The 12622-nt window shown below is 57.0% G+C and carries 15 protein-coding genes and 2 pseudogenes; 7 read left to right on the top strand and 10 right to left on the bottom strand.

The annotated features are described in order from the left end of the window. Positions 1 to 122: 122 nt before the first annotated feature. From X760_RS60925 to X760_RS0138590, 7 genes and pseudogenes are all read right to left on the bottom strand, one after another. The gene (locus tag X760_RS60925) at positions 123 to 581 is read right to left on the bottom strand and encodes a hypothetical protein (RefSeq protein WP_156948125.1); all 459 of its coding nucleotides are present in this window, start codon (positions 579 to 581) and stop codon (positions 123 to 125) included. Continuing rightward, entirely contained in the window at positions 497 to 889 is a 393-nt protein-coding gene (locus X760_RS60920) for a hypothetical protein (RefSeq protein WP_023720453.1), read from the bottom strand. The genes X760_RS60925 and X760_RS60920 overlap by 85 nt, the downstream gene beginning before the upstream one ends. After that, a complete protein-coding gene (locus tag X760_RS60915; protein WP_031194432.1) occupies positions 880 to 1278 on the bottom strand; it encodes a hypothetical protein in 399 nt (132 codons plus the stop codon). Before X760_RS60915 ends, X760_RS60920 begins: the two co-directional genes overlap by 10 nt. After that, a pseudogene (locus X760_RS75005) lies at positions 1262 to 3471 on the bottom strand (VirB4 family type IV secretion system protein). Before X760_RS75005 ends, X760_RS60915 begins: the two are co-directional and overlap by 17 nt. Continuing rightward, complete coding sequence (locus tag X760_RS60905) at positions 3468 to 3761, bottom strand: VirB3 family type IV secretion system protein (protein ID WP_023720449.1); 294 nt, start codon at positions 3759 to 3761, stop codon at positions 3468 to 3470. Before X760_RS60905 ends, X760_RS75005 begins: the two are co-directional and overlap by 4 nt. 3 nt (positions 3762 to 3764) lie before the next feature. Continuing rightward, positions 3765 to 4079: a TrbC/VirB2 family protein gene (locus X760_RS60900; protein ID WP_023720448.1), complete on the bottom strand. Its 315-nt coding sequence runs from the start codon at positions 4077 to 4079 to the stop codon at positions 3765 to 3767. 12 nt (positions 4080 to 4091) lie between these two features. After that, the gene (locus tag X760_RS0138590) at positions 4092 to 4745 is read right to left on the bottom strand and encodes a lytic transglycosylase domain-containing protein (protein ID WP_084642819.1); all 654 of its coding nucleotides are present in this window, start codon (positions 4743 to 4745) and stop codon (positions 4092 to 4094) included. Positions 4746 to 4832: 87 nt separating this feature from the next. On the opposite strand from X760_RS0138590, the gene X760_RS60895 reads away from it, so the two are divergent. The 3 genes from X760_RS60895 to X760_RS76490 are packed head-to-tail and all read left to right on the top strand — an operon-like array spanning position 4833 to position 6141. Then, on the top strand, positions 4833 to 5435 hold the full coding sequence (locus X760_RS60895) for a hypothetical protein (protein ID WP_023720446.1): 603 nt from the start codon (positions 4833 to 4835) through the stop codon (positions 5433 to 5435). After that, positions 5432 to 5980, top strand: coding sequence for a thermonuclease family protein (locus X760_RS60890; protein ID WP_023720445.1), 549 nt, complete (start codon positions 5432 to 5434; stop codon positions 5978 to 5980). Before X760_RS60895 ends, X760_RS60890 begins: the two co-directional genes overlap by 4 nt. Further along, positions 5977 to 6141, top strand: a complete 165-nt coding sequence (locus tag X760_RS76490; RefSeq protein ID WP_023720444.1) for a hypothetical protein — start codon at positions 5977 to 5979, stop codon at positions 6139 to 6141. Before X760_RS60890 ends, X760_RS76490 begins: the two co-directional genes overlap by 4 nt. Here X760_RS76490 and X760_RS60885 read toward each other — a convergent pair. Beyond that, a complete protein-coding gene (locus X760_RS60885; protein WP_156948123.1) occupies positions 6138 to 6482 on the bottom strand; it encodes a hypothetical protein in 345 nt (114 codons plus the stop codon). The two genes, X760_RS76490 and X760_RS60885, sit on opposite strands and share 4 nt — an antisense overlap. A gap of 364 nt (positions 6483 to 6846) precedes the next feature. On the opposite strand from X760_RS60885, the pseudogene X760_RS60880 reads away from it, so the two are divergent. Together X760_RS60880 and X760_RS60875 are read left to right on the top strand one after the other, a co-directional pair. Beyond that, positions 6847 to 8459: pseudogene (locus X760_RS60880) on the top strand (hypothetical protein). Then, positions 8449 to 9474: an alpha/beta hydrolase gene (locus X760_RS60875; protein WP_023720441.1), complete on the top strand. Its 1026-nt coding sequence runs from the start codon at positions 8449 to 8451 to the stop codon at positions 9472 to 9474. Before X760_RS60880 ends, X760_RS60875 begins: the two are co-directional and overlap by 11 nt. A gap of 432 nt (positions 9475 to 9906) precedes the next feature. Here the strand turns inward: X760_RS60875 and X760_RS60870 are convergent, their stop codons facing one another. Next, a complete protein-coding gene (locus X760_RS60870; RefSeq protein WP_245278638.1) occupies positions 9907 to 10413 on the bottom strand; it encodes a helix-turn-helix transcriptional regulator in 507 nt (168 codons plus the stop codon). 221 nt (positions 10414 to 10634) lie between these two features. Between X760_RS60870 and X760_RS60865 the strand changes: the two genes are divergently transcribed. Both X760_RS60865 and X760_RS60860 read left to right on the top strand, forming a co-directional pair. Continuing rightward, positions 10635 to 11132 carry a hypothetical protein gene (locus X760_RS60865; RefSeq protein ID WP_245278637.1) on the top strand — a complete coding sequence of 166 codons (498 nt, stop codon included), beginning with the start codon at positions 10635 to 10637 and terminating at the stop codon, positions 11130 to 11132. Positions 11133 to 11188: 56 nt separating this feature from the next. Then, complete coding sequence (locus X760_RS60860) at positions 11189 to 11647, top strand: hypothetical protein (protein ID WP_031194430.1); 459 nt, start codon at positions 11189 to 11191, stop codon at positions 11645 to 11647. A 364-nt stretch (positions 11648 to 12011) separates the two neighbouring features. Here the strand turns inward: X760_RS60860 and X760_RS60855 are convergent, their stop codons facing one another. Further along, positions 12012 to 12407 carry a hypothetical protein gene (locus X760_RS60855; protein WP_156948122.1) on the bottom strand — a complete coding sequence of 132 codons (396 nt, stop codon included), beginning with the start codon at positions 12405 to 12407 and terminating at the stop codon, positions 12012 to 12014. Positions 12408 to 12622 lie beyond the last annotated feature (215 nt).

The raw sequence follows: 12622 nt of genomic DNA, 5'->3' as shown, positions 1-12622 counted from the left end.
TTGTCCGCATTCTTGCGGGCTATATCGAGATTGGCGCCATCAATGACGGCAATCTGTGCATGGGCCGTGCTTGCCCAAAGCGCCAGACTGGCCACAATCGCGAATTTCTTCATGTCAGCCTCCTATTGCTGCAGAGAATCGATGACGCTGGCAGCGCCAGCAGGGTCAGTGGTGATGATCATCGAGCGGCTATCGGCTGAGCTTGTCCCCGCGTTCTCAACCGCGCATGGTAGCCACCGATCGCGATCGATCTTCAACCGTTCCAGTTCCGCGGGATTGCAAGAGAACGGGTTTGGAGAACCGCTCTTCGGCTGTTGCACCAGCTTCGACGCCTGCGATGCCTGAACGTTCTGCATCGATAGAAGCTGAGCCAGCAACGCCGTAAAGTCGCCCGCCTGGGCGAGGTACTGGTTGGTGACACCGGCGTTGATCCCACGAGCGGACGAGTTCAGCTCCCAAGCCTCCTTGTATTCCGTCACCTGGCCAACGTTGCCCGCTAGCGCGTCGATCGCCGCATCGTTGGCGCCCATCTGCGATGAGCTTGCATCGAGGCCGCCAGCCGCCTTCCTGACCGTGCCCATGGCGCGTCCTGGGCCGTGCCGCCTGCGCCGTCGGCCGTTACGATCGAGAAGGGTGGCGGCGCGGCGGCCGGAGCCTTGCCGCTCGACGCATAGTCGTTGAAGTAGCTGTTCCAGCGGCCGACACCGCCGGCCCACTGGTTTTGCTCGCCAGCGTTCGATCCGTTGTAGAAGGAAGCGAGACAGCTATAATTCGTCGCCCCGCATTGCTTCACGCCCATTCCGAGATACTTGACACCGCCTTCGACATTCTCCTCGTTCACGTCACGATCAAGCCCCATGGACTTGCCGGTGCCCTTGGTCAGCTGCATGACGCCTTGACGCCGGTGTGGCTCCCGGCGCATGTGTCGAAGCGCGATTCCTGATAGGCGACGGACAGCGCCAGGCCTTCGGGCACCCCGTATTTTTGCGCATAGTAGCGGATTAGCTTTACGTTGCCTGCGTCGCGCTGCAATGCGTCGGCCGGCGACCGGCGAAACATCTGTGAGCGGTATTTGTTCGAATAGGTGCAGACGACGCTTTTCTTCCTGTCGGTTTCGTCCTTCTTCGCTTCATCCGACTTCGTGCTGTGCTGCTCGTCCTCTTGCCGCTTGTCGAGGTTCGAATCGTCGATGACCGCGATCTGAGCGACAGCCACGGTCATGCTTCCCGACGTCGCGAGAGCCACGGCCAGACAAGCGCTGCTAAGCCGCTTCGTCATGCTCGTTCTCCCATCCGCAGAAGTATGGCAGCCACATCTCCGGCTCGTCGCCGAAGGTCTCCCGGAGCCGTGCGCATTCCTTGCTGTTGGCTTCGTTCGAGGACAAGACCTTGATGAGATCGGGCATCGCCGACAAATCGAGCTTGGCTACGATCGAGTCGCTGTCGTGCTTGACGAGGAAGGTGCGTGTTTCCTTGGCGGTTCGGCGCACGAACTCGAATTCCTTCGCCGTCAACGAGAAGCGCTCGATGTAGGAGTCCTTGCTCGCCTTCGGGTTGGGGAAGAAAATGTTGGTCTTCGTTTGCTCGATCAGCGACGACGAGATGGAGGAATTGACGACGTCCTCCGCCGTCTGCGTGCCAAAGCCGACCACGCCGTTGCGGCGACGAATGGTCTTCAGCGTCTCGTTGATGAAAGCGGCGAAAACCTCGTCGTCCAACAGCTTCCAGCCTTCATCGAGGAAGAGCATGATCGGCGAGCCGTCGATGACGTCCTCAAGACGGTGGAAAATGTAGAGCAACGCCGCCGAACGCAGCTTTCGGTCACTCAGGATCTTGGTCATATCGAACCCGACAACCGGCTTCGAAAAATCGACCAGATCGACGGGATTGTTGAAAAGCCAGCCCTTGTCCTTCGGGTCGAGCCAGGGCTGTATCCGCGCGGCCAGATCGTTCATGCCGGGCATGAGCGACCCCCGCAGCACTTCCGGCAGCAGGTCGAAGGTCCGCTGTTCGCGCGGAATCTTGTAGATCATGTCGACGGCGGCGTTGATGACGCGCATCTCCGCCACATCCAGCGTGCCACCTTCCGGCGTCAGAATGTAGATGAGCAAATCTTCCAGGAAGGACCGGTTTTCTGCCGTGTCCTCGAGCTGCAATGGCGCGAACCCCGTCGGCTGGGAAGGCTCCATCACCTCGTAGCGACCGCCCAGCGCCCGAACAAAAATTTCAGCGCCGCGCATATAGTCGAAATAAACACATCGGGGCCGCGGCATGATGCGCATGGCTTGCGCCATCAGGAACGACAGCACCACGGTCTTGCCCGAGCCGGTCGGGCCGAACACCGTGAAGTGCCCGACATCGTGAACGTGGAAATTGAAGTAGTAGGCCGTCTGGCTGGTCGTTTCGAGCAAAGCGATGGGCCGTTTCCAATGCAGCCGCTCACGTTGGCCCGACGGGAAATTGTGTCCTGAAAAAAGGCCGGCGAAATTCAGGGACGAGATCAACGCACGTCGCGCGATGTAGCTGAAATTTCCCGGCAACTGCGCCCAAAAGGCCAGTTCCGTGTTCAGTGTCTCGCGAACCGGCACGATCGACATGCGCGAAAGCTCCGCCGTGATGTCGGATAGCGCACGGTTGAGACCAGCCATGTCCGGTGCCAATGCCATGACGCTCATGTGATGTTGTCCGAAGACGACTTCGCCGCCGGCCAGCTTGTCGGCGCCNACACCATGGCGCCGAGCTTGCCAGCGTCCGGTCCGCGAAGTTCCAGCGCGGACTTGCCGAAAAACAGCTGCCGCGTCGCCAGCACATCGCCAAGGCTCATGCGCGGCAAAGGCATTTCCACGTCGCCGCCACCGGCGAGGATCTTCGCCAAAAATTCCGCAGGCTCGGAAAAGAAGCTGTCGCGGCGCTTCACGACACCGAGAAGACGCCCCCCATAAGCGGCAAAATCCTTGACGACGCCGTCGAGAACGTCATGCAGTTCTGCCATCGCCTCTTCGCGGGTTTCTTCGCCCGCCGTACTGATGCGGAATGCATTGAGCGCCTTGTCCACCCAGCCGACGCGGCCGACCATCGGTCGGCGTATGACCGTCAGATACGCCTCGTTGACGAAAAGGTTTTTCGCCCCAAGCTCATCCATGTAGCGCGCGTCAAGCTCGGCCACGAAAGCATTATCAAAGTCGCCTTCGATCTCCGGCGTCACGTGACGGCGGATGATCGTGGCGTAGACCGCAAAGCGAGAGGTCGAGAGATTGCGGAATGTCGTGTTGCGGTTGAACATACGGCTGTTCAACTCGGCCTGGTCCATCGTCTGGAAGGGCAGTCCACTGAGCTGGATGACGCCGACCAGAAAGCCACTCTTCGTCACGACTAAATTGTCATCGACATGGCGAAGGTAGGGGATGTGCATCGCCGCGGGCTTCTCACGGCGGCGCTCACGGCCAAATTTCAGGTCGGCATCGAGGCTCATGGCGAATAGCTCCTCGCCCCCCAGAAAGTAAGGTTCGCCACCGCTCCGCGTTTTGAGACGCGCCGCTCGAAAATATGAAACATGTAGGGGTCGCGCTGGCACAGATATGCGCTGACCAGATGCACCACGCCGAACACGCCAAGGCCGAGCATGAAGCTGCTCGTGGCGATAAAGCCGATCACCGCAAGGATGCCATTCAGTGCAAAGACTTCATAGCGCACCCCCCATTTCATCGGGGGGCGTGTCAGTGGCAGGCTGACCGGCTCGACATAGACCTCCTCGTCGTCCATGTCTCAGCTGCCTCCAGCGGTCGCGCGAACCGCATCCACAAGCTGGGCGGCGCCGAAGATCAAAGCGATGCCGATGATGATGGAGAAAGCCATCATCCACGCCAGCCGGCCCGTCATGGCGAGGAAGCCGAGAAAACAGACCGCGATGATGGCGAATGAACGCGCTATGTTGCCCTGCAGAACTCCGACGAACCACTCCAGCACATTTTCGACCGGGGCCGCCGACTGGGCATACGCAGTGGCTGGCGCGAGAGCTATTCCGACCGCTGAGGCCAAGGCCAGTTTCAGGGCAAATTTGCCCGCTTTCCTGTATTCCACCCTTGGCTCCTTTCAGTTGCCGAAATCCATGACATGACCATCCTGCCAGGCGTCCTCGCTTGCTGGCGGAGCGGCCGCGAGCATTTCGGATTTGGCCAGGGCGGACTTCTTCACGACACCGCCGAACTTCCAGCGGTTCAGTATTTTCGCGATGTAATCTGCCGTCTCCGGATTCACCGGAATGCCCTGCGCCTTGTAGACGCTGTTGGGCCCGGCGTTGTAAGCCGCCAGCATCAGCAGCGGATCCTGGAACTCGTCATAGAGTGACTTCAGATAGCGGAGGCCAGCGCGGACATTTGCCTGTGTATCGCAACGGTCGCTCACCCCTAGATCGGCCGCCGTGCCCGGCATCAGCTGCATGATTCCCAGGGCTCCGGCCTTCGAGGGACCCTGACTGGCGCCGAGATCGCTTTCGGCCCATGCAATTGCCTCGGCCAGATCGGCGTCGAACCCTTCCTCTTGAGCGATTGAACGCACAAGTCGGGAGACCTCAGCACGATTTGCGGTCTTACACGCTCCCGGCGTTTGCGCCCCGACTGAGGCAAGGGCTTGCGCCGGCGTTGCAAAGGCAACTGCGACGCGGTCTGATGCCATGTCCTGGCCGTGCGCATTGAACGGCATCGTGGCGCCACACAGGGTGAGAAGGAGAGCGAATCGAGTGTTCATAGTGTCGCCAAAATTTAACACTTTACTATGGCTACACGCAGCCCTAGTAAAGTGTCAACACGATATCGATTGCAAGGACGGATTTCGATGAAACAGACGGCCCTTTGCACGGTTTTGCTGCTCCAGGGCACCGTGGCTTATGCTGCAGGCGCCGACGCCCCGAGTGCCTTCGCGCAGCCGTCGGAGCACTACCTGCTCCAGTTTGCGAAGCCGGGCGAGAAGGTGTTCGTCTATGAACGCTACGATGCAAAAGGCGCGCTCTTTCAGCGCGATGCGGCGACCCTCATCTCGCCGGTCAAGGTGCCGTCGGCGACCGAGCGCGTCATCAACGGCGTGACGTATCGGCTGCGCGGCCTTGCGGCCTGCCCAAAAGCGAAGATTGCGTACAAGACCCAGCAATGGGACTGCACGAAGGCCGCGCAGAACTATGAAGAGGCAATCTACAACGATCGTGCATCTGTGGTGCTTTGCAAAACACTTGTTCTGCAAAGCAAGACGGGTGAACCCGACGCCGTGTCGTGTTTCTCGCTCGTGGGGGCGGGCAATGCAAACGACCCGTACAACGTCGCCTACGACGATGACGAAATGGTTTTTTTTGACATGGCGGCAATCGGACGCAACAAGGACGGCAAGTCGCTGCGCCCCGATCTGGAGCATTCCGCCGACCTCGGTGGACAGTTCCAGGAATGAAACAGGCGAGCTTTACAGCGCTGGCCGCATTTTGTTTTTGTGCATCGGCACAGGCGCAGGATGCCACCGCCTCCGCCTTTCCAATGCCCTTCGCGGTATCGAAATCGGCTCAACTGCTGACCGGAGATACCTGGCGTGACGGAGATCACCTTTTCCGCCTCTATGGCGTCCAGTCATGTCTTCGAGGTACGTCAGCCGAAGAGCCAAATGGAAACAAAATCGATTGCGGGAACATCTCGCTGGCGCACCTTGCTGCGCTGTTCGATAGCGCCGCGGTTACATGCCAGCCAATCGGCTACGCCCTCGACAAGGCGGTTTTTGTAGTGTGCGGTGCGCAGCTGAATGGCGAAACAATCGATGTTGGCACCGCGCTGATAGCGACCGGATACGCGTTTGCCGCAACGACAGCAAAGGGCAAAGCCGCCAATGAGAACTACCTGGTCGCGGAAATCAACGCTAAGATGAAACGTGCAGGTTTGTGGGGCACAACGTTTCAGCATCCTGTGCAACTGCTGCTGAGCCAAAAGTCAGAGAGACAACAATGAAGCACGACGATGAAGCGCACAGGTATTACTATCCCGTCGAAGGACGCACCGACGGCGCCATTGGCGATGCTATCGCTCTCATCGCGATCATCTTGGTGCCGGCAGGCCTCTATGCGACCTGGAATACCGTGGCCTCATGGATTTCAGCACTCTTCTCCTAGGACTGCAGTTTCGCAAAAGAACCGAGCAACGCGCGAAAATCGTCGACATCAACCTCGCACCAGTCGTTCCCTAACAACCGCCGGAAATAAGCTGCCTTCATTTTCATCTCAACGACATCGGCCACCGGCGCAGCGGCCGCGCGCCGACGCGCGATAGCCTCCTCTACCATGACCGAATCCAATCGCCGGCCGATCAGGGTCGCGTCCGGCCCTTCGGCCGTCATCCATCGCTTGCCGAGACGTTCAACCATGGCGACTGCATGACGATGCGCCGCGAGCAGATTCGCGACCCCATCGGCCTCTTCCATCACTCCGTTGTTACAGACCACTTGAATGGGCATCGACCGGCTCCACGCGCATGACAATTCGTAAATGATACCTGGGCAGGCGAGAAAAATAGGGATGGGTTCATCCCTCTGCTTCTCAGGCTCCCGAAGCCCTGGCTTCCCCTACTTTTCGCTCATGCGGTCACACTACCCTGCCACCAGACAAACGTTTCAGATTGTAGCCGAAATTGTCCGTGGCCGGCGGTTTGCGAAACATCTCCCACGCAACAACCGTGTTCAGCCTCTCCAGTGGGTCACCCGTCATTCGATCTTCTCCCGTGCCGGCCAAAATCGAGTTGATAAAAACGTTGATTGAGGACGAAGGCACGATAGGATACGAAGCCTGGCGAAACGGAACGAAACTAGAGCCTATAAGTTGTTGTTTAGGAACGGAAAGTTATTTCTCCCTCCGCCGAGAGACGGGAGTGATTTCAAAGAATTATTCAAACGACTGGCGGCGGCGGGTGCGGGCCGACTATTGGGCAAAGACGGGTTTCCTGCTGGCCCATGGACGCCCGAGCTCCTTGCAGAGGCGATTTCACAGATTGATTCCAACCGGGTTGGGGTCGATCTGCGAACGGTGCAGCTTTGGTTTCAAGAGAACGAGAAGGGAATTAGCACTGCCAACATTCGTTGGCTGGCGAGGATTTTTGGATGCGATGATCCGGTCGCAACTAGCGAATGGCAGATGGAGCTTAGTGAGGCGCAATCGCGGTTATCGGCCAAGAGACGAGAATGGAAGAGAGCCGGAAGCAGCGTTGCACAGGAGATTCCAGATACGGCACTGACTGCGACCTTCGATGACGAGACAGACCCCCCGGCAGAGCTGACACGGGATGCTGACCCCAAGGGGCCGAGCCGGCGTTTTAGTTGGCGGGGAAATCGGAGGCGTTTTTTAGTCGCGGATCTCCCCTGAATTTGCCGGCGTCGGTGTTTGCGGGTGTCACCGCTCTTGGGTTTTTGTCGTATCTTACGGGGATTCACAGCGTGACATATGGCCGGGCGGATGGCGTCGTCAAGCAGGTTGGGTTTCTTTGGACAGCGAATTGGACATTCGTCTTCATGGTATTTTTGCCACTGTTTTTTGCCTTCGTAACCGAGCTGGTGACCTTTTGGAAAGATGAAGGCCGCCCAAAGCTTGTAGCACAGGGCAACAAGATGGAAAGCGACGATGCTTGGGCGCGCAACGTAGAAGCTTCTTCGTATTCATATTGGGCGGTTTTTTTGATTTGTGTGATGTTCGCCGGTCTTTTTCAGTGGATCGGCGTGTCTTTAATCCCGTTGCTCAAAGGGGGTGGCAACTATGCGACGGATTGGGGCTCGTTAGCGATTGTGCGCCCTGAGGTTATATCGGTTCCGGAAGCGGTCGTATTCACGGGGCTCGCTTACCTATACATGTGCCTCTGTTTTTATCTGTTCTTCGTAGGCCTCATTCTGCTTTATACGGTGATCCATGATCTTTGGAGAATTCCAGAAGCAGGGAGTAATCGGCCTGAGGTGGATCATCAACACGAGCTCCATGAAGCCAGCCTCAGGGTTATGCGTGCGATTTTTCGGTGTACTGTTTTGGGGCTTCTGATCGCCATAGTCATGAAGCTCCAGAGTGCTTACCTGACATCGCGTGGAGAGAATATTGTGGCTTGGTTGGTCGGCGATATGTCTTCCGCCTTCTATGGGCGCAATGATGTGAGCGCCGGGATCAGCTACCGTAGGCCGACCCATTACAGTAGCCTTCTTATCGCTATTTCGACCTGTGTTGTATTTCTGTACGGCACCATCCGTTTAGGTGTCGAACGTCGGTTTTGTATGCCTTTGTGGAGGATGTCAGCGATCGTAGCATTACTCGTGGCTGGTTACTTGCTAATCGATGCATTTGCTGGCTTTTCGATCCTTCTAGGCGTTGGAGTGCTGCTCGCAATATACGGCCTGTTTGATCCAGGGTTGGGGCGATGGCAAGCGAGTAAGTTAGGGAACAATCAGAGTGTATCATAGTTGGCTAGATCATTGGGATGAGCGGCGGGCGCGACGCGGTGAGGAAGGGAAGAAACCAACGGATTTCCTCCTTGACGCGGAACGCGCCTTTCCAGGTGCGAAGAAGATAACAAGTATCGAGGAATTCTGCGCCCTTGCGGATCAAGCCGTGGCTGATCCAGCCTTTTTCGATGAGCCGAGTGTGAGTGATCAGGGTTTTGAAAGGCTAGGTGGGTGGCTCAAATTTCCATCGGACATTTCTACGGATATCGAACAGAACAATGTCGTCTCGGCGAAAATCACAGAAAGCGGGTCGTTCGATCAGGCCATGGTGATTTTTCACCATTGGAATGCAAGCGCCCGGAATCGTCAGATTGCCAACTTTTTCTCGCAGCGTGGCATCACGGTTGTCGAGATTGCTATGCCTTATCACTTCGAACGTAGCCGTCCCAGCTCCGTGCACGCCGACTATATGCTTAGCCCTAATCTCGGTCGAACGATCCAATCTGTAAGGCAGGCAGTGTTGGATGGGCGAAAACTCATACGTTGGTTGAAGATCGAAGGCTATCGAGAGATTTCGGTTCTCGGTATGAGCTTAGGCTCCTGGGTTGCGGGGGTGGTCGCGGCGCACGACTCGGCTGTGTCAAAAGCCTCGTTGTTTCTGACGGCCGGGAGTCTAGCGGATATGGTTTGGACGGGTCGCGCGACACGATTGATACGTGATAGCCTTGAGCCTGAGATTGAGCTGACCGATCTCAGAAGGGCCTGGGGTCCACTTAACTTGGAGAATTATGCACATAGTTTGGCGCGGCCTGATCTCGATCTTCATGTTGTGTTGGCTAAGCGAGACAAAGTGGTTTTGCCAGAGCTATCGGAGAGGTTCATGCAGAGGCTGAAGGCCGCCGGAGCTAGGCCAAATATTTTGAAATTAAACTGTGGTCACTATTCGCTCGCCATGCCGCCTTACATTTTGTTGGCCGGTTTGAGCTTGAAACGGTTTCTGTCGCGTGCTGACAAGTCGGCCCGGCGAGCATGAGTTTGGCTTTGGCCGGTCAGTTCATCAGCAAATTCTCTGGCAGGCATCACAACACAAAAGTGATGAATGTGGGGTCGCCACCTACCGGGACCGACCCCTGGAAGTGGCCGACAAAGGCGCAGGCATGACACCGGCGGTCGAAAAGGCCACGACACCCTTCTTCTCTACGCGCGCCGGCAGGTTTGACGGCTTGTTCTCATATGGTTTCGACCGTCAAGGGAAAGCTCTTCATCAGTAGCATTCCCGGCGCCGGCACAGTCATCCATGTCAAAGTCCCGTTATCATTCCCGCCGCTAACAGCCGACGATGACAGCAGCGGCCCGACAGCCGCGGCGGGGGGCGCTAGTCGGCCGCCGGGCCTGACCGGCAGGGCATAGGAGCGGCGCCGGCGCTGGGGCGAATTATAGGTCCTTTAGGAACACTCGTCGGGCGCTAGGTGTCGGCTCTGCCAGGCGGGATCTTTTCGGAAAAGAGGAAGGTCGCTGGATCAAGTTTCAACGCCTTGGCGATCGCCGCAATCGTGTCCACGCTGATATTGCCACTCGCGCGTTCGAGTTTCATGTATGTCGCCTCCGCCACGCCGATGAGCTCGGCCATCTCATAGCGGTGCAAATTACGTCGTTGTCGCTCAAAATCGATGATGTGCGCCAGCCGCTTGCGGATCGCATTGTCGTCCAACCGATGCGCCCAATCCGGAACTTTCTTACTGCCGGCGAGCAGTCCTGCGAAAGACACTTGCAAGCCGTTTGCCATGATCTGTAGCGTCGTCAATGTGACATTATTTTTCTGACGCACAGTCTGAATGTAGGTTCGATAGGCCAGTTTTTCGCCCTCGGCGGTCCGAAACAGTTCGGCCATGTGCATATGGGATAGGCCGCGTCTGGCTCTCTCCCGCTCAAGCGTCAGGGCAATGTTGGCGCGCAACGGGTTGTTGACCACGCCTCCGTCGTCTCGTTTCATAAATCGATGTAGTCGCACAAATCTGCCTTTTCGACCTGTCCTTTTTCGCGCGGATCATCCATAGTAAACTGTCAAATCTGCAGCGAGGAAAAGGCTATGACCATACTCAAATTCCTACTGGGGGGTGCCGTCGCCATCGCGGGCGCCGCAGCTCTTCCATCCCAATCAAAAGCGTCGGAATGGGGCTGTCAGGTCCTCCTATGTCTTTCCGGCAATGGCAAGGCACCCCCTCGTGCCACCCGCCAATTTACAAGTTGATTGCGGCGATGGAAGCCCCGGGTTTTAATTGGCCGACCTGTCCGCAAGCCAACTCCAGCGCGGCGAGATTTGAGAAGTATGAGGATTGTCCGTCTGGCTGGCAAGCAGTTGGCCGCTCCCAATCCGATCGGCCGGGCTTAAGTCAAGAACGGAACATCTGCCGCATCGCGGCCGATAGGCTCTCCTTGCCCGTCGTTTTCAAAAATAGCGGCCTCGGCGGGCATCATGGAGACGGATCACGTCAGGTCCAAATCGAAATCGACGGTAAGGTGGTAGCGGCAACAATCCAGACCGCGGGGAATGATCGAGGGCATTCCCTTGGCAATGGCCCCACCTACTGCACCATCCCTCGACCTATGCGCGGAAAGCCCTGGTTCATCGAGTATGATGACGCGAACGGCGTGCGCCAGAAAAGCTGGTTCAATCTCAACATGCCATGAGCCAGGCGATCACGCAGGACGAGGTACTATGGGGTCGCAATTCAGGGAGGTTTGTAGTGTTCAAGGCGCTTCTCCTGTCCACAGTGATTATGAACACAGGCGCAGCATTGGCAGCGGCTGGTCAGAGCGACAGGCCGCGATCAAGCGTGGACAATCCTATGTGGCCCGCTTCATTGAAATGGGACTGCAAGACCGCTGCCAAAATCGTGTGTGAGCGTGATGGCAGTTGCTCGGTGGCTGAGGACCACACTAGATTTGTGCTGAACTACGGCAGCAACGAAGCTGAGTTCCCGGCCAGCAATGTCCGGATCAAACGCCACTATCAACAGAGGGTACAGGCAAGCCCTTTGCAGCAGGAAGTTAAAGTCGAACTGGTCGACAATCGCGTTCTTTGGCTGACGGCCGTGGATGCCAGCCGCACTTATTCGGAAGCGTGGGTCGGTGCACTGAGCGAGTTGAAGGGTGGCGCGGTACTGATGGAATCCGAGGGAGTCTATTGCATACCGCACAAGTGAGTGCGCCGAGAGGGCAGGCGAGTAAAGGGCGACATGGTCTGACCGGGGCCGCCGACCCCGGCGTTTCAGAAGCGTTCAGAGTCTTCCGTCCGGTTTTATCCGGCGGTGAGGTGATGGTAAGTAATATCGATCTGTCGTATCGACACTTAGAGTAGGAGTGACTTCAACAGCACTCGATCTAGTTCCTCTAGGTGACTGTCGAAGACTTGAGGCGCGAGCTATGCATACTGTGCATAATCGAGAAAATATTAATTATGGTGATGTCGCGTAATATATCTTATGGAACTTGATGTTTATACAATGATATCAGCTAGGTCCACAATATTCATTATGTAAATTGAGAGATTGATGCGGATGCGGCAAATCAGCAGGAAGGCGACCACGGACAACAGCAACGGGCTGCGCGGCCCTGTGCGAGGGTCGTCACAAGGGTGTGCACAACGCCGTAATTGCAGGCTCGCGCGGCGGCCTTTGCTGCCGTAATGGTCGCCTCGATGTTGCGTTTGTTAACAGGCGGGATCACTCCCGACAGTAAGGACTTTTCCATCTTGCCCAGGTCTACGGTGCTGCCTGCTAAGAGAACGTAGTTGAAGAAGAGATCACTCATGAAGGACACTGCCGGTCGGCCAAGTTCCTTCTTGAGGTTCGTCACATATTGCGGGTAACGGCTGTAGAGAGTCGCCGCCGACGTATCGCCGGTGAACCCGGAGCACGTATTTAAGTCACTGATTCTATTTAATTTTTCGTGGATCAGAATCAAGAAGTCTTCCGTATGGTTCCGCATAGTTCCGTGACATTTTCACAGTCGAATTGGCTAAGTCTATGCCCATATTGACCGGCCCCAACCGCAGCGGCGGCAACCAGTACTGATACCGGACCCAGCCATTGCGGCCGAGACGCGTTTGCCGGCTATTTGCATTGATGTGGGTCAATGCCAGGCGACTACGGTCCTACTATCGTCACGGTCAGCAATGA

Source organism: Mesorhizobium sp. LSHC420B00, from assembly GCF_000503055.1.
Classification (GTDB): Bacteria; Pseudomonadota; Alphaproteobacteria; order Rhizobiales; family Rhizobiaceae; genus Mesorhizobium.
Note: the sequence above shows the minus strand (reverse complement) of the source record. Positions and strands in the feature narration are given on the sequence as shown.

What these genes read in the sequence shown, in the direction of transcription:
- X760_RS0138590 (WP_084642819.1), bottom strand. Translation starts at nt 4,745, where the DNA reads ATGAACACTCGATTCGCTCTCCTTCTCACCCTGTGTGGCGCCACGATG.
- X760_RS60885 (WP_156948123.1), bottom strand. Translation starts at nt 6,482, where the DNA reads ATGCCCATTCAAGTGGTCTGTAACAACGGAGTGATGGAAGAGGCCGAT.
- X760_RS60895 (WP_023720446.1), top strand. Translation starts at nt 4,833, where the DNA reads ATGAAACAGACGGCCCTTTGCACGGTTTTGCTGCTCCAGGGCACCGTG.
- X760_RS60920 (WP_023720453.1), bottom strand. Translation starts at nt 889, where the DNA reads ATGCAGCTGACCAAGGGCACCGGCAAGTCCATGGGGCTTGATCGTGAC.
- X760_RS60865 (WP_245278637.1), top strand. Translation starts at nt 10,635, where the DNA reads ATGTCTTTCCGGCAATGGCAAGGCACCCCCTCGTGCCACCCGCCAATT.
- X760_RS60925 (WP_156948125.1), bottom strand. Translation starts at nt 581, where the DNA reads ATGGGCACGGTCAGGAAGGCGGCTGGCGGCCTCGATGCAAGCTCATCG.
- X760_RS60890 (WP_023720445.1), top strand. Translation starts at nt 5,432, where the DNA reads ATGAAACAGGCGAGCTTTACAGCGCTGGCCGCATTTTGTTTTTGTGCA.
- X760_RS60915 (WP_031194432.1), bottom strand. Translation starts at nt 1,278, where the DNA reads ATGACGAAGCGGCTTAGCAGCGCTTGTCTGGCCGTGGCTCTCGCGACG.
- X760_RS60905 (WP_023720449.1), bottom strand. Translation starts at nt 3,761, where the DNA reads ATGGACGACGAGGAGGTCTATGTCGAGCCGGTCAGCCTGCCACTGACA.
- X760_RS76490 (WP_023720444.1), top strand. Translation starts at nt 5,977, where the DNA reads ATGAAGCACGACGATGAAGCGCACAGGTATTACTATCCCGTCGAAGGA.